This is a genomic window from Magnetospirillum sp., assembly GCA_027532905.1.
Lineage (GTDB): Bacteria > Pseudomonadota > Alphaproteobacteria > CACIAM-22H2 > CACIAM-22H2 > Tagaea.
This window is the reverse complement of sequence record JAPZUA010000002.1, coordinates 966,968-982,299: the sequence shown is the minus strand read 5'-3', so window position 1 is coordinate 982,299 and position 15,332 is coordinate 966,968. Positions and strand designations below refer to the sequence as shown.

General features: G+C 65.5%; 11 protein-coding genes and 1 pseudogene. 5 read left to right on the top strand and 7 right to left on the bottom strand.

Annotated features, from left to right (window positions below; all coding sequences use genetic code 11):
* Positions 1 to 10: 10 nt before the first annotated feature.
* Genes O9320_12705 through O9320_12695 form a run of 3 tightly spaced genes read right to left on the bottom strand, consistent with a single transcriptional unit; the run spans position 11 to position 5,392 of the window.
* Positions 11 to 3,115, bottom strand: a complete 3,105-nt coding sequence (locus O9320_12705; protein MCZ8311708.1) for an error-prone DNA polymerase — start codon at positions 3,113 to 3,115, stop codon at positions 11 to 13.
* Entirely contained in the window at positions 3,112 to 4,683 is a 1,572-nt protein-coding gene (locus O9320_12700) for a DNA polymerase Y family protein (protein MCZ8311707.1), read from the bottom strand. Before O9320_12700 ends, O9320_12705 begins: the two co-directional genes overlap by 4 nt.
* Positions 4,607 to 5,392: a hypothetical protein gene (locus tag O9320_12695; protein ID MCZ8311706.1), complete on the bottom strand. Its 786-nt coding sequence runs from the start codon at positions 5,390 to 5,392 to the stop codon at positions 4,607 to 4,609. Before O9320_12695 ends, O9320_12700 begins: the two co-directional genes overlap by 77 nt.
* A 364-nt stretch (positions 5,393 to 5,756) precedes the next feature.
* Here O9320_12695 and O9320_12690 point away from each other — a divergent pair, with 364 nt between their 5' ends.
* Entirely contained in the window at positions 5,757 to 5,906 is a 150-nt protein-coding gene (locus tag O9320_12690; GenBank protein ID MCZ8311705.1) for a hypothetical protein, read from the top strand.
* 41 nt (positions 5,907 to 5,947) lie between these two features.
* Here O9320_12690 and glpD read toward each other — a convergent pair whose 3' ends face one another.
* The 3 genes from glpD to O9320_12675 are packed head-to-tail and all read right to left on the bottom strand — an operon-like array spanning position 5,948 to position 8,324.
* Positions 5,948 to 7,504, bottom strand: coding sequence for a glycerol-3-phosphate dehydrogenase (gene glpD / locus O9320_12685; GenBank protein ID MCZ8311704.1), 1,557 nt, complete (start codon positions 7,502 to 7,504; stop codon positions 5,948 to 5,950).
* Between the two features lie 26 nt (positions 7,505 to 7,530).
* Positions 7,531 to 7,818: a hypothetical protein gene (locus O9320_12680; protein ID MCZ8311703.1), complete on the bottom strand. Its 288-nt coding sequence runs from the start codon at positions 7,816 to 7,818 to the stop codon at positions 7,531 to 7,533.
* A complete protein-coding gene (locus tag O9320_12675; GenBank protein MCZ8311702.1) occupies positions 7,815 to 8,324 on the bottom strand; it encodes a histidine phosphatase family protein in 510 nt (169 codons plus the stop codon). Before O9320_12675 ends, O9320_12680 begins: the two co-directional genes overlap by 4 nt.
* Positions 8,325 to 8,447: 123 nt before the next feature.
* Here O9320_12675 and O9320_12670 point away from each other — a divergent pair, with 123 nt between their 5' ends.
* From O9320_12670 to O9320_12655, 4 genes are read left to right on the top strand one after another with little or no spacing between them, the layout of a single operon-like run.
* Positions 8,448 to 10,604, top strand: coding sequence for an RNA degradosome polyphosphate kinase (locus O9320_12670; GenBank protein MCZ8311701.1), 2,157 nt, complete (start codon positions 8,448 to 8,450; stop codon positions 10,602 to 10,604).
* Positions 10,605 to 10,624: 20 nt separating this feature from the next.
* Complete coding sequence (locus tag O9320_12665; protein ID MCZ8311700.1) at positions 10,625 to 12,124, top strand: Ppx/GppA family phosphatase; 1,500 nt, start codon at positions 10,625 to 10,627, stop codon at positions 12,122 to 12,124.
* Between the two features lie 38 nt (positions 12,125 to 12,162).
* Positions 12,163 to 12,924: a dienelactone hydrolase family protein gene (locus O9320_12660; protein MCZ8311699.1), complete on the top strand. Its 762-nt coding sequence runs from the start codon at positions 12,163 to 12,165 to the stop codon at positions 12,922 to 12,924.
* A 10-nt stretch (positions 12,925 to 12,934) separates the two neighbouring features.
* Positions 12,935 to 15,043 carry a class I SAM-dependent methyltransferase gene (locus tag O9320_12655; protein ID MCZ8311698.1) on the top strand — a complete coding sequence of 703 codons (2,109 nt, stop codon included), beginning with the start codon at positions 12,935 to 12,937 and terminating at the stop codon, positions 15,041 to 15,043.
* Here the strand turns inward: O9320_12655 and O9320_12650 are convergent.
* Positions 15,040 to 15,321: pseudogene (locus O9320_12650) on the bottom strand (DUF427 domain-containing protein). The gene O9320_12655 and the pseudogene O9320_12650 overlap by 4 nt on opposite strands.
* Positions 15,322 to 15,332: the final 11 nt, after the last annotated feature.

Here is a 15,332-nt window from a genome sequence, read left to right as displayed (position 1 = left end):
TCGCGAGCCGTCAGCGGAAATCGCGCGACGGGTAGTGGACGGGGGCACTGCCGACGAGCGTGGCAAGCAAAGCCGAGCGGTCGAAAAGTTTGCGCACGATCACGTGCACCACGCTTGCTTCGCGCTGCACTTGGCCTTCGACTTGCAGCAGCCGCGCGCCCAACACCACCGGCCGATATGCTGCGAACACGTGCGGCCAGACGATCAGATTGGCAATACCGGTTTCGTCTTCGAGTGTGACGAAGAGTGTGCCCTTGGCCGTGCCGGGGCGCTGGCGCAGCAGCACCAAGCCCGCCAATGTCGTACGCGCCCCGTTTTTGCTGCGCGTAAGCTGTTCGCATGTCTGCAGACGTGCGGCTGCAAGATCGCCGCGCAGCAAGGCGATCGGATGGGCTTTCAGCGACAGGCGCAGATGCGCGTAGTCTTCGGCCACCTGTTCGCCCAGCGCCATTTCCGGCAGCACGATCGGCGCATCGTCGGGCGGCAGCCCGTCGAACAACGGCAAAAGGCGCGGTGCACGCAAACCCGCTTGCCACAGCGCTTGGCGCCGCGGCAATCCGCTTGCCCCGGCGGCGGCAAATGCATCGCCGCGCGCCAATGCTTCGAGATCGCCGCGGTCGAGCTTGGCGCGCCGTGCGGCATCGGCCGGCCCTGCATAGCCGCCTTCGGGGCGGGAAGCGACCAAGGCTTCGGCCGCCGCTTGGAACAAGCCTTTTATCTGGCGCAGACCCAAGCGCAGTGTGGCAGCGTCTTCGAGGATTGCGTCCCATAGGCTGCGATCGGCGCAAGGCGGGGCCACGCGCACGCCGTGTTCCTGGGCGTCGCGCACGATCTGGGCGGGCGCGTAGAAACCCATCGGCTGGCTGTTGAGCAAGGCGGCCGCAAACGCTGCCGGATGGTGGCATTTGAGCCAGGCCGAGACATAGACGAGCAACGCAAAAGACGCCGCATGGCTTTCGGGAAAACCGTAGGTGCCGAAGCCTTCGATCTGGCGAAAGCAGCGTTCGGCAAAGTCGCGTTCGTAGCCGCGCGCGACCATGCCTTCAACGAGTTTGGTGCCGAAACCGGCGATGAGGCCCGCACGCTTGAACGTCGCCATCGCACGGCGCAGCGCATCGGCCTCGGTTGGCATGAAGCCGGCCGCGACGATCGCGATTTTCATGGCCTGCTCCTGGAACAGCGGTACGCCCAAGGTTTTGCCGAGCACCTGTTCGAGCGCTTTGGACGGGAACGAGACGGCCTCCTGGCCGCTGCGGCGGCGCAAATAGGGATGCACCATGTCGCCCTGGATCGGGCCTGGGCGTACGATCGCGACTTGGATCACGAGATCGTAGAAGCAGCGCGGCTTCAGGCGCGGCAGCATGCTCATCTGCGCGCGGCTTTCGACCTGGAACACGCCGATCGAGTCCGCACGGCACAGCATGTCGTAGACGGCTGGATCCTCGGCCGGCACGTCGGCAAGTTCGAGGCGCGGACCGCCGACGCCGGCAATCAGATCGAACGCCTTGCGGATGCAGGTCAGCATGCCCAGCGCCAGCACGTCGATCTTGAGGATGCCGAGCGCTTCGAGATCGTCCTTGTCCCATTCGAGGATCGTGCGCGCTTCCATCGCCGCATCGACGACCGGGCAGACTTCGTCGAGCCGCCCGCGCGCGATCACGAAACCGCCCGAATGCTGCGACAGATGGCGCGGAAACCCGACGAGCGTGCGCGCCAACGCGAGCGCCAAGCGCAGGCGCGGCGCTTGCGGATCGAGCCCGGCGGCTTCGATGTGCGCATCGTCGATGGCGGCTTCGCTGCGCCCCCATACGCTGCCCGACAAGGCCGCGATCGCGTCAGCGGTGAGGCCCAGCGCTTTGCCCACGTCGCGCAAGGCCGAGCGCGCGCGATAGGCTGCGATCGCACCGGCAAGGCCCGCTTGCTCGCGCCCGTAATGGGCGTAGATGTACTGGATCACTTCCTCGCGCCGTTCGTGCTCGAAATCGACGTCGATGTCGGGCGGTTCGTTGCGCGCGGCCGACACGAAGCGTTCGAACAGCAGATCCATGCGCGCCGGATCGACGGCCGTGATGCCGATGCAGTAGCACACGGCCGAATTGGCGGCCGAGCCGCGCCCCTGGCACAGAATGCCGCGATTGCGCGCGAACATGATGATGTCGTGCACGGTGAGGAAATACGGCGCGTAGCCGAGTTCGGCGACGATTTTGAGCTCGTAGGAAATCTGTGCTGCCACGCTCGGCGGAATGCCCGCCGGATAGCGTTCTTTGGCCCCGTCCCAGGCGAGCCTTGTGAGTGTGGCCTGTGCGCTGCCGGGTTCGGCCCCCGGCAGATCGGGATAGTCGTAGCGCACTTGGTCGAGCGAAAAGTCGCACGCTGCCGCGATCGCGGCGGTGGCGGCGATCGCGTCGGGCCAGGCGGCAAACAGCCGTGCCATCTCAGCGGGCAGTTTCAGATGGCGCTCGGCATTGGCGGCCAGCAGATAGCCTGCCGTATCGATCGTCTGCAGATTGCGGATACAGGCCAATACGTCGTGCAGGGCCCGACGCTCGGGGGCGTGCGCCTGCACGTCGTTGGTGGCGACCAAGCGCAGCCTGTGCCGACGGGCAAGCTGCGCTTGTGCGGCGATCGCGGCCGCATCGTCGCCGGCATAGCGGAACGTCGCGGCGAGATAGGCGTCGCGTCCGAAAGCGGCGGCCATGGCATCGAGTTCGATGGGGCCAAGTGCGATCGCGACTGCGTTGCCTTTCACGGCCAGGCATTCGGCGAGCGACACTTGGCAGCCATTGCCGTGGCCTGCGCGTCGCCGTCCGGCCGAGATCAGGCGGCACAGGCCCGCATAGCCGGTGCGGTTTTTTGCGTAGAGCAGCAAAGGCGGGCCGTCGGCCGGATCGACGCGCACGCCCACGAGCAGCTTGAGGCCCGCCTCTTTGGCCGCGACATGCGCGCGCACGATGCCGGCAAAGCTGCCATGGTCGGCAATGCCGATGGCGCAATGGCCGAGCGCTTTTGCCGTCGCCACGAATTCGTGCGGATGCGAAGCGCCGCGCAGAAACGAAAAATTCGTCGTGACCTGCAGCTCGGCATAGGTGGCGCTTGCGGTTGCACGCCCGGTCACGCGAACAGCCCGTGCAGAAACCAGCGTGGGCTGCGCGCGGCACCGTCACCCCACAGACCCTCGCGATAGATCCAGAAGCGGCGCCCCTGGCGGTCCTCGAGGCGGTAATAGTCGCGAATATCACCAGCCTTTAGCCACCATTCGCCGGCGATGCGCTCGGGTCCGTTGGCGGCGGCAACATGGTGCAGTTGGCGGCGCCAGCGGAACAGCAGCGGCGGCGCATCGGGCAATTCGGCCGTTACGTCGATGGGTTCGGGATAGCCCAGCAAGCGCAACGGGCGCGGCTGGGAAGGGGCTTGCGCTGTGCTGAGATGGCGCGGCACGGCGCCGAGGGCCGCCATAAAAACCTGGGCGCGTTCGGGCACATGGCTTTCGGCGTGTGCGAGGCGGCCGATATTGGCTGCACCCAAGCGGTTGGCCAATCGGTCGACGAGCGGGGCGAGATCGGCCCCTGCCGAAAAGCCTAAGGTCGAAAAGCCCGGATCGCCGTCGGGCAACATATCGCGTTGGCTCGGCGTTAGGCTTTGCGCAAGTTCGGCATCGAGTGTGGCGATCTCGACGCCGAAACCGGGATCGAGCGTGCCGAGCTTTTCGGCGAACAGCCGTGCCATGTCGCTGGGCATGCGCGTGGGCCGGCTGGTGCCGAGCGCAAGGCGCAGCGGCAAACCGTCGACGCGATGGAAAACGAGGGCGAGCCGTCGCGCGCCCAGTTGGGCCGCCGCCAATTGCGCGCAAAGATCGTCGGTCAGTTTGGCGACGATGCGCGCCAAGGCTTCTGGCGCCGTCACAGGTTCGGCAAAGGCCAGGCGCGCGCGCAAGGCCGGGGCTGCAGCATCGGGGACAAGCGGTTCGGCTTCGGCACCCAACGCTTGGAAGAGGCGCTGCGCCACGACAGGGCCAAAGCGGCGCGCAAGGCCTGCACGCCCGCTGGCCGCATCCGCGATCGGATAGAGATCGCCGATGCGGCGCAAGCCCAAGCGCTGCAGCTGTGCGAGATCCTCGGGCGCCAGGCGCAAGGCTGCGATCGGCAAAGGGGCGAGATCGGCGCGCGTCTGGCCGGGCGCAAACACCGTGCAGGCGGTCGGTGCCAAATGCGCACCGGCCCAAGCCGCCCCGAGTGTGTCGGCAACGCAGGCGCGCGCGGTCAGCCCCTGGCGCGCGAAATGCCGCACGATGCCGGCGAGCAACGCCGCTTCGCCGCCGAACAGATGTGCGATGCCGCTGGCATCCAGGCGCAGCCCGTCTTCGTCGCAAGCAACCGACGGCGACCAGCGTAGCGCTTGGTCGGCCAAGCGGCGGCGCAAGGCGGCATCGGCCTCGACGCGCTGCGGCCACACGGCGAGCTCGGGCAGGCGCGCGCGCGCCTCGGCCAGAGGCAGGCCGATGCGCAAGCCCGCTTGGGCCGCCCGCGCACAGACCGACGTGAGACGCAGCGCACCCTGCTGATTGGCAAAGACCGCGCAGGGGCCGTTGTCGATGCCAGATCCGGCTTTAGACGACGCTGCGCAGCGCTCGACCGGCAGATAGGGCAGGGCGATCGCCAGCAGCCGACGGTGCGACATCTTCATCGGCAAGCTTCCAGGTGTGACGCTGACAGGCGAGCGACCAGGCGGCCGGCTTGCCGCCCTGCGCACGCGCCAAGGCCACGCGCCAGCGCAGTTCGCTGCTGCCTTTGGCGGGCTCGGCGGCGATCTGCCAGCGCGTACGGGCGGCACTCGCCGTCGCGACTTCATCGGCTGGGCGCAGCAGCAGGGCCGTGGTGCCGCCCGCTTCGGCCGCCAATTGCAGACGGCGCGACTGGGTGAGATCGACCGCATCGATCTCGCCCGCCACGGCCGCCAAGGCGGGGTTGCGCAGCGCTTCTTCGAAGGCCCACAGCGCATCGTTGCGCCGGGCGGCGTGGACGAGCAGCAGGCGTGCCGGCTCCAGCCCCAAGGCGGCCAAGCCGGCCGCACTCAAATCCGGCCGGCGTGCGATCCACAAGACCGGGCCGTCGGTCGCCAACCGCGCCAGCAAAGCGGCTGCAAAACCGGCTGCCGCCCCGTCATTTGCCGCACCCACGATTTCGTGCAGGGCCGCCCGCGCCAAACCGCCGCCGGGCAGAGCGCTGTCGATGGCATCGATGCCGAACGGCAGTGCCGCCTTGGCTTTGCTTCCGGGGCGGGTTTCGAAGGCGGCAAGACGGGCCTTGAGTTCTTGCACGCTGGTCGAAGCCGGGCGGCGCAAACGCGGTTCGTGCGGCATGTCGGACTTGCCAATCAGAGGGTTGCGGAGCATTCCGAAGGTCGTTTGATGGCGGCTCGGGAAGCGGTCGCGATTTGCGTGCATGAAATGTTCTTGGTTGCAATCGCGCATATCGAAAGAAAGAGGGGCCTTCTCCGGCCGAGACGAAGGGGGATAAGGGCTGGCAAACATCGCGACATCTCCGTTCGTGGTTTGTCTAATTCTTTGTTTGTTCTATCGTGGGCCTCTGGATCTGTCAAGCGCTTCCGCAAGCGCCTTTGGAGGACTTAGGCGTCGTGTAAAACTCATCGACGCCGCAAATTTTGCGGAAAATTCCGTTTGCATTTTGCAAATAAGCGCGCACAATCTGGCTTGGAATTTGATGCCCCAGCCAACCGCAAACCCCGAGACGCCCGCAATGACCCGCGTGCCCCCGAAGATCGCCCATTTGAAGCCGAAGGCGCACAAAGCGGACGTGCAGGAGGATCTGCCGGAACTCTCGGTGATTCTGGCCGATCTCAAAAAGATTCTGCGCGAAGACGGGCTGCTGCCCAAATACAAGCATTGATGCCGACACGGGCGCCCGCGACGGCGCCGAACACCTGGTCGTCAGCTCGCGATCTTGCCGAGCCCATGGCGGCTGGTGAGATAGCCGCCCAATGCAGCCTGATCGGCCAAGCCGATATGCAGCCCTAGTTTCGAACGCCGATAGAGAATGTCGCCCGATGTGCGCGCCCATTCTTCGGCCACCATCAAATCGACCTCGGCGCCGTACAGCCCCGCACCGAAATGCGGCCCCAAATCGTCGAGCGATTTGGCCGCCGCAAGGAACTTGAGGGCGCGCCCACCTTGGCGACGGGCCATGCCGTGAAGATGTGCGGGCGGCACAAAGCCGAAGCGTTGCTGAAGCCGCAGCACAAAGGCTTCGAAATCGCCGCCCTCGTGATCGTCGGCCGCACCGTCGAGTTCGCCGCCCGGCAGCGTGGTTTGCGCGGTCCAAGCCGGCTTGAGTTCGGGAAAAAAGGGCCTGAGTTTTTCGAGCGCGTGCTCGGCCAAGCGGCGAAACGTCGTGATCTTGCCGCCGAAAATCGAAAGCACGGGCGCGCCGTCCGTGGGCGCATCGATCTCGAGCACATAGTCGCGCGTCGTCTCGCTCGCATTCTCCGCACCGTCGTCGTAAAGCGGGCGCACGCCCGCATAGCTCCACACGACGTCGGAAGGTGCGACCGGCGTTTCGAGATAGCGATTGACCGCGCGGCATAGATATTCGATTTCGTCTTGCGTGATCGCAACCCGGCCTGGATCGCCGTCATAGACGACGTCGGTCGTGCCGATCAGCGTAAAGCGCTGCTCGTAGGGGATCGCGAACACGATGCGGCGGTCGTCGTTCTGGAAGATATACGCGTGTTCGCCCACGTAATGGCGGGGCACGACGATATGGCTGCCTTTGACGAGCTTCAGCGTCGCGGGCGCGTTCGAACCAAGGACGCCCGACAAAGTCTGCATGACCCACGGACCCGCCGCATTGACGATGGCGCGCGCGGAAACTTCGCTTTGCTGGCCGCCGATGCGGTCGGACAAAGTGGCGCGCCAGCGCTCGCCGTCGCGGCGTGCCGCACTCACCTGCGTGCGCACGCGGATATCCGCGCCCAGATCGGCCGCTTGGCGCGCACACAGCGTCACGAGCCGCGCATCGTCGACCCAGCCGTCGGAATAGACGAAGCCGGCAAACAGGCCTTTGCGCAATCCTGCCCCGAATGGGCTAGCCGCAAGATCGACCTTGCGCGAGCCAGGCAGGCTCGATTTGCGCCCCGGCATGTAGCCAAGCCAATCGTAAAGAAACAGGCCCGCCCGGATCATCCAGGCCGGGCGCAGACCCGCATCGTGCGGCAGTACGAAACGCAGCGGCCACATGATGTGCGCGGCACCCGCGAGCAGTACGTCGCGCTCGGCCAACGCCTCGCGCACGAGGCGGAACTCGTAATGCTCGAGATAGCGCAAGCCGCCATGGATGAGCTTGGTCGAGGCCGACGAAGTGCCCGAGGCAAGATCGTTCTGCTCGGCCAGCACCACTTTGAGGCCGCGCCCAGCGGCATCGCGCGCAATGCCGCATCCGTTGACCCCGCCGCCGATAACCAGCAGATCGCAATTCGTCGTCGATTCCATGCGGCTCACAATACAGTTCTTGGCGTTCAGCGAAAACCTTGCGCGCGCAAGCACGCCGCGACGGCTTGATCGCGCCGCACGGCCGCAAACAATGCCGCATCGCCGTCCGCACGGCAGCGTTCGAGTGCAAGCCGGTCGCCGCCGATATCCGGGCAGCGCGGCAGCGTTGCGTTTGCCGCAGGCGATGCAGTCTCGCATTCCGCACGGATCGCGGCCTGACGCTCGGCCGAAAGCGTCGGATGGACAAGGACAGGGGCGCTGCTGCAGCCGGCAAGTGTTAGCGACAGCATCATGGGAAGAAAGATGCGCTTCATTTCTCGAGCTCGGACGGCACCAGATAGGCGTTGAGCGTCGCACAGCGCGCGTCGATCGCGTCCCACGCATCGCAGGGAAAAGACAGATCGACAAAGGCACAGGTCGGAAATTTGGCGGCGATGCGGCGGCGAATTTCCTGCTGCTCGCGCGGGATCAAGCGCAAAGCCAGATCGCCGAGACCCGGGTTGTGGCCGATCAGGATGACGCTGGCGGGTGGGTGCGCCAAATCGTCGAGTTCGACGAGGCGGGCGAAGAGCTGGTCTTCTTCGGCCAGATAAAGGCGCTGTTCGATCGCGACTTCTGCCGTCGGGCCCAAGGCCGGACGTACGGCAGCAAGGGTCTCGCGCGTGCGACGTGCGGCCGAGCACAAGATCAGATCGGGGGCAAGATTGCGGACCGCAAGCCACTCGGCCATCGCAAGGGCAGCCTTGCGGCCGCGCCCGTTCAATGGGCGCTCGAAATCGGCGCGGCCGGGGTCGGCCCACGACGATTTGGCATGGCGCAATAGGAAAAGTCGCTTGAGTTTCAAATTTTTGACATGAACTGCGTCTACGGTCAGTCCGTGATAACATAAAACTGAGAACGCCGAAATCTCGGCGCCACCATTCTTGCCGGGACGCAAACGCCCATGACCCTCGAAAGCAAGCTTCGCGACCCTGTCGCCGCAGCCGGTGCCGCAAACGACACCGCCGAAGGCCGCTACATCAATCGCGAACTGTCATGGCTGGCCTTCAACGAGCGCGTCATCGAGGAATGCGGGAACAAGGCCCATCCGCTGCTCGAGCGCCTGCGCTTCCTATCCATCTCGGCCAGCAACCTCGACGAATTCTACATGGTGCGCGTGGCCGGTCTGAAGGGACAGGTCGAAGCGGGCATCACGCAGACCTCAGCCGACGGTTTGCTTCCCGCCCAGCAATTGGCGGCCGTGCATCGGCGTGCGGGCCAGCTCATGCACACCCAGCAAGTCGTGTGGCACGAACTGTTCGGCGAGTTGCGCGCGGCCGGCGTCGCGGTCGTTACCCAAGCCGAAATCACCGACGAGGATCGCGCTTGGCTCGCCGTGCGCTTTACCGAACAGATTTTCCCGGTGCTGACACCGCTTGCGGTCGACCCAGCGCACCCGTTTCCGTTCATCGCCAACAAGGGGTTGGCGCTGGTCATGAAACTTTCGGCGCGCAACGACAAGCGCATTCTGCAGGCTTTGATCCCGGTGCCGCACCAAGTCGAACGCTTCGTGCGCCTGCCGGGCGACACAGTGCGCTTCATCCCGGTCGAAGACGTGATCGTGATGAATCTCGACCGGCTTTTCCCAGGCTACGACATGCTGCAGTCCGGCCGCTTCCGATTGCTGCGCGACAGCGAAATGGAAGTCGACGAAGAAGCCGAAGACCTCGTCCGCGTGTTCGAAAGCGCATTGAAGCGTCGGCGCCTCGGCGAGGTCATCCGCCTTGCTGTCGACGACGGCATGCCCGAGGAACTGCAGCAATTCGTGCTCGACCAGATGCAGGTCAAGCCCGAGGATTGTTTCCGGCTCGGCGGCATGCTCGGCATGGCCGACCTCAAGCAGATCGTGTCCTGCGACCGGCCCGACCTGCTGTTCCCGCCCTACAATCCGCGCTTCCCCGAGCGCATCCGCGATTTCGGCGGCGACTGCTTTGCGGCCATCCGCCACAAGGACATCGTCGTTCACCATCCGTATGAAAGCTTCGACGTGGTGGTGCAGTTCCTGCGCCAAGCCGCACGCGATCCAGCCGTTGTTGCGATCAAGCAAACGCTCTATCGCACCTCGGACAATTCGCCGATTGTGCGCGCCCTTGTCGAAGCGGCCGAATCCGGCAAGTCCGTAACGGCGATGGTCGAACTCAAGGCGCGGTTCGACGAAGAGGCCAATATCCGCTGGGCGCGCGATCTCGAGCGGGCAGGCGCGCAGGTTGTCTACGGCTTCATCGACCTCAAGACCCACGCCAAAATGTCGTATGTCGTGCGCCGCGAGGCGGGCGGCATGCGCTCCTACGTGCATTTCGGCACCGGCAACTACCATCCGATTACGGCGCGTATCTATACCGACTTCTCGTTCTTCAGCTGCGACCCGGCTTTGTGCCTGGATGCAGCGCGCCTGTTCAACTACATGACCGGCTACGCAACGCCCGAGGCGATGGACAAGCTGGCCTTTGCTCCGCTCACGCTGCGCCGCACGCTTGTGCGCCTGATCGACGAAGAGATCGCGCATGCGCAAGCCGGAAGGCCCGCCGCAATCTGGGCCAAGATGAACTCGCTCGTGTGCCCGCGCATCATCGACAAGCTCTACGAGGCGAGCGAAGCCGGCGTGAAGATCGACCTCGTCATTCGCGGCATCTGCTGCCTGCGCCCGGGCGTCAAGGGCATGTCGACGAACATCCGCGTGCGCAGCTTGATCGGGCGCTTTCTCGAGCATGGGCGCGTGGTGTGTTTCGGTGCCGGCCACGGTCTGCCGAGCCCTGAGTCGAAGGTCTTCATCTCGTCCGCCGACTGGATGCCGCGCAATCTCGACGGCCGCGTCGAATCCTTCGTGCCGATCGAAAACCCGACCGTGCACGAGCAGATTCAGGATCAGATCATGGTGGCGAATTTGCGCGACGTGGCGCAGAGTTGGGTGCTCGATTCGAACGGCGACTACAACCGTTTGCCCGCGGGCAAAGACGCGTTCAGCGCGCACCATTTCTTCATGACCAACCCCAGCCTGTCGGGGCGCGGCAAAGCGCTGAACAAGGCCGGGAAAAACAAAGTCAAGATCGTCAGTCCTTAAGTTCCGACCAGACAGCAAGAATGACCGAACGCCGGACGCGCCCACCCAAACATGTCGATCGCCGCCCGGTGGCCGTCGTCGATATCGGGTCGAACTCGATCCGCCTCGTCGTGTTCGACGGCACCAGCCGCGTGCCGCTGCCATTGTTCAACGAGAAGGTCCTGTGCGGCCTCGGGCGCGGTCTCGAGCGCACCGGCGCGCTCGACCCAGAAGGCATGGACCTCGCCTTCACCAACTTGAAGCGTTTTGCCGAACTCACGCGCGCGATGGGTGTGCGCAAGACTTTTGCGATGGCGACGGCCGCGGCGCGCGACGCGTCCAACGGTGCTGCCTTTGTGGCGCAACTGCGCGCGGCCACGGGCTTGCCCGTGCGGGTGCTGTCGGGCGGCGACGAGGCACGGTTGTCGGCCCTCGGCGTGATTGCGGGCATGCCCGACGCACGCGGGGCGATGGGCGATCTCGGGGGCGGCAGTCTCGAGCTTGTGGCGCTGGGGCGCGGCAAGACCAAGGACTACGCAACGTTGCCGCTGGGGCCGTTGCGCTTGCGCGAAATGGCCGACCGCTCGCGCCTGCAGCAGCGCGATCTCATCGACGGATATCTGCGCGAGCTGCGCTTTCTGCCGCAAGCTTCGGCCAATTGCGATTTCTACGCCGTCGGGGGCGCGTGGCGCGCGCTTGCCAAGCTGCATATGTCGCATGTCGGCTACGGGCTCGACGTGATCCACCATTACGCGATCGCACGCGAGCCAGCGATCGAGTTTTTCGCGCTTCTCGCGACACAGAGCCGCGCTTCGCTCGAAGGTTTCATGGGCGTGTCGCGCAAGCGCATCGAAACCCTGCCGCTCGCCGCCCTCGTGCTCGAGCGCACCTTGCGGCGTGCCAAACCCAAGCGCCTGGTGTTCTCAGCCTACGGTCTGCGCGAGGGGGCACTCTACGATTCATTGCCGAACAAGCTCAAAACGGTCGATCCACTCCTGTCCGGGGCGGCGGCCATGCTCGCGGGCAACCGGCGCTATCGCGTGGCGCCCGAACAGCTCGCCGAGTGGATCGAGCCCTTGTTCAAAGACAAGTCGCGCGCGCGCCTGCGCCTGGCAAGCTGCTACCTGGCCGACATTGCGTGGAGCGAGCATCCGGACCATCGCGGCGAGATCGCGTACGCGCGCGCTTTGTCGATGCCGGTTGCCGGCATCGACCATCCCGGTCGCGCCTATGTCGCAATTGCGCTCTATTCGCGATACGAGGGCGAGCCAGACATGTCGGTCACCAAGGGCGCCTGGTCGCTGCTCGACGAGGCAGCCCTAAGCGAGGCCTATCTGATGGGGCTTGCACTGCGTGTTGCCTATCGTCTGTCGGGCGGGGCGTCCTCGGTGCTCGACGCCACGCGGCTGCGCACGACCCCGAAAGATTTGGTGCTCGAATTGCCGCGCAAGATGGGTTCGATGGTCGGCGACGTGGTCGGCCGCAGGCTCGATGCGCTGGCGCGCGCACTCGATCGACGCGTTTCGATCAAGCTGCGCTGAGCGTGGGACTGGCTTTCACAAGTGGCGGCCTCAGGTGCTTGGCCGCGATTGTCTTCGCGGCCGTTGTGCTGGGTGCTTGCGCCAAGACGGGCGAGGTCCCGCGCAGTCTGCTGCCGGTCGGCGACTTTGTCGCCGTGCTGCATCCCGGCGGCAGCGCCTCGCGCGCGGCGGCAGTGCTTGTCCCCGGCTGCGACGGTGTCGGCAGCCACATTGACGATGCCGCCCGCCGCCTTGCCGAAGCGGGCGTGATTGCCGTCGTGTTCGACTATCCGCGCCGACAGGCGCTGGACGGGTCGTGCCGATCGCTCGATCTTGCGGCCTTGCGCCGCGATCTCGTTGCGGTCGTGGGCTTGACGCTGCGTGAGATCAACGTGATGCCCGATCGCCTGCATTTGATCGGCTGGGGAGAAGGCGGAGCGGCCGTGATGACGGTGCTGGCGGATCTCGCACCGCGCATCCGCTCGGCGGCCGCCTTCTATCCCGACTGCGCGCGGCTTGAACGCTGGCAAGTGCCGGTACCGGTGCTGCTGCTGCTCGGCGATGCCGATCGCGTTTCTCCGCCTGAGATCTGCGCGCGGCTAGCCGAAGCGGCGTCGGGCGGCGAGAAGGTGCTGGCGATCCGCTATGGCGGCGTGGGCCACGGGTTCGATGCGCCGACCGAATTCGCCACTTCCGCAGCCGCCTTCTGGCGCGGTCCGCGAGCTGTTCCGCGTGCGGCCTATGCGCCGCATGTGCGCGACGCAGCGTGGGCCGACCTGCGCGCATTCTTCGATTTGCCGCAAGACGCGTCGGGCCTGTAGCTTTACGGCCATGTCGACCGAACGATCGCCCGCAGAGGCCGCTTTCGACCAAGGCATGGCGCTCGCCCGGCAGGGCGCGCTTGACGCGGCGGCGGCGGCGTTTGCCGAGGCGGCCCGCTTGCAGCCGCTTTATGCCGAGGCGCACAACAATCTCGGCATCGTTTCGGCGCAACTCGGGCGCTTTGCCGATGCGGCTTCGGCGTTCGGCACCGTCGTTGCCTTGCGGCCCGAGATTGCGGCTGTCCATGGCAGTCTTGGCAATGCGCTAGCACAGCTCGACCAGCCCGAGGAAGCGCTTGCCGCTTTCGAGCGTGCGGCAGCCCTCGATCCGGGGCTGGCGGCAGCACATGCGAATATCGGCGCCATGCACGACCGGCTGGGCCGGCCGGTGCAAGCCTTGGCAGCGTTCGATGCGGCCTTAGCGCTGGCACCGGCCGATGCGCAAACGCACCTCAATCGCGGCCTTGCCCTGCGTAATCTGGGCGATCCGGCGGCGGCCCAAGCCGCGTTCGAACGCGCGATCGCGCTGGCACCAGGACTGGTCGAGGCCCATGTCGCGTTGGGCTACGCTCTTCTTGCGCAAGGATTGGGTGCTTCGGCCTTGGCGCAAGCCCAGGCGGCCCTGACCGCCAAGGAAACGACCAGCGCCAAGCGCCTGTTCTGCGAAGCGCTGACGGCAAGCCCCGCGCTTGGCACGACGCCTGCGCTTGTGCAAACGCTCGAACGTGCCCTGCGCGAGGCGTGGACCCGCCCCAGCGACCTCGCACGGCCCGCACTCGCCCTACTGGGCGACAAGCCCGATCCGCAGATGCCGTTGTTTGCGGCCTTGCTGCGGCGCGCGATTTTCAGCGACGCGAAGATCGAAGCTTGGTTGACGCAATGGCGCCGCCGCTTGGCTAAAGAGCCCGCTTTGCGGACCGATACCCATCTCGAATTTGCCTGCGCACTTGCCGAACACTGCTTCAACAACGAGTTTGTATTTGCAACTGACGCCGAAGAGGATGTTTTGGCAGCGGCGCTTGCAGAGCGGCTTGGCAGCACGCACACAATTGATATCTGGGATCTTGTCATGGCGGCCTGCTACGCGCCGCTTGTCGACGTGCCGCGTGCGGCTGGTTGGCTTGCGCAGAAATGGCCGGCACCTGTCGCGGCGTTACTTGCGGTGCAGGTCGCCGCACCTTTGCGCGAAAAAACAATCCGCTTGGGGCTGCCGAAATTCGGCGCCATCGCCGCACCCGTGTCGTTGGCCGTGCAAGCACAGTACGAAGCCAATCCCTATCCGCGCTGGACGCGGCTGCCGCCCGAAAAATCGACCGTGTCGGTCGCTCAAACTTTGCGTGCACGTTTCGGGCATCTGCCGTTCGATTTGGGGACGCGGAACGCCCCGGACATTTTGATCGCCGGGTGCGGGACCGGCCAACATGCGGTCGAGCGCGCCCTCGAATATCCGGCGGCGCGTATCCTTGCCGTCGATCTCAGCTTGGCGAGCCTCGGCTATGCCGCGCGCAAGGCCGAGGAGATGGAACTCGCCAATCTCGAATTTGCGCACGCCGATCTGCTGCAATTGGGCGCGCTCGACCGCCAGTTCGATATCGTCGAATCGGTCGGCGTGCTGCACCATCTGGCCGATCCGCAGGCGGGTTTTGCGGCGCTTGCCGAGCGCCTGCGCCCCGGCGGGCTGTTTCGCATCGGGCTCTATTCGGCGCACGCGCGGGCGACGATCGTTGCCGTGCGGGATTTCATCGCAGCACGCGGTTTCAAGCCGACAACTGCCGACATTCGCCGCTTTCGCCAGGAATTGCGCGCATTGCCGCCCGGCGACCCGCGCAGGCTCGCACTCGACACGTTCGATTTCGGCTCGACCGGCGGCTGCCGAGATCTGTTCTTCCATGTCCAAGAGCACCGCCACACGCTGCCGGAGATCGCGGGCTGGCTGCAGCGCTTCGGCTTTGCGTTTTTAGGCTTCGACGTGGCGGCGGATGTAGCGCGCGGTTTCGCGCAAGCTTTTCCCGACAGAAGCGCCAAAACCGATCTTGCATGCTGGGACGAATTCGAGCGCCGTCATCCGCTCGTATTCAGTGGCATGTATCAGTTTTGGGCACAGAAGAAGGCGGCTTAACGAACCTCGACGCCCTTCCAGAACGCCACGCGGCCTTTGATTTGGCTCGCAGCCGATTTGGGGTCGGCGTAGAACCAGACGGCGTCCTAGTTCTCTTTTCCGTCGACGACGAGCGAGTAGTAGTTCGCCGTGCCCTTCCAGCCGCACACGCTGGTCGTTGTGCTGGGTTTGACCAGCGTGCGGTCGAGAGCGCTTTCGGGAAAATAATGGTTGCCCTCGACGACAACGGTGTCGTCGGACTGGGCGATCGTGCGGCCGTTCCAGATTGCGCTGACCATCTTCTTTTGCT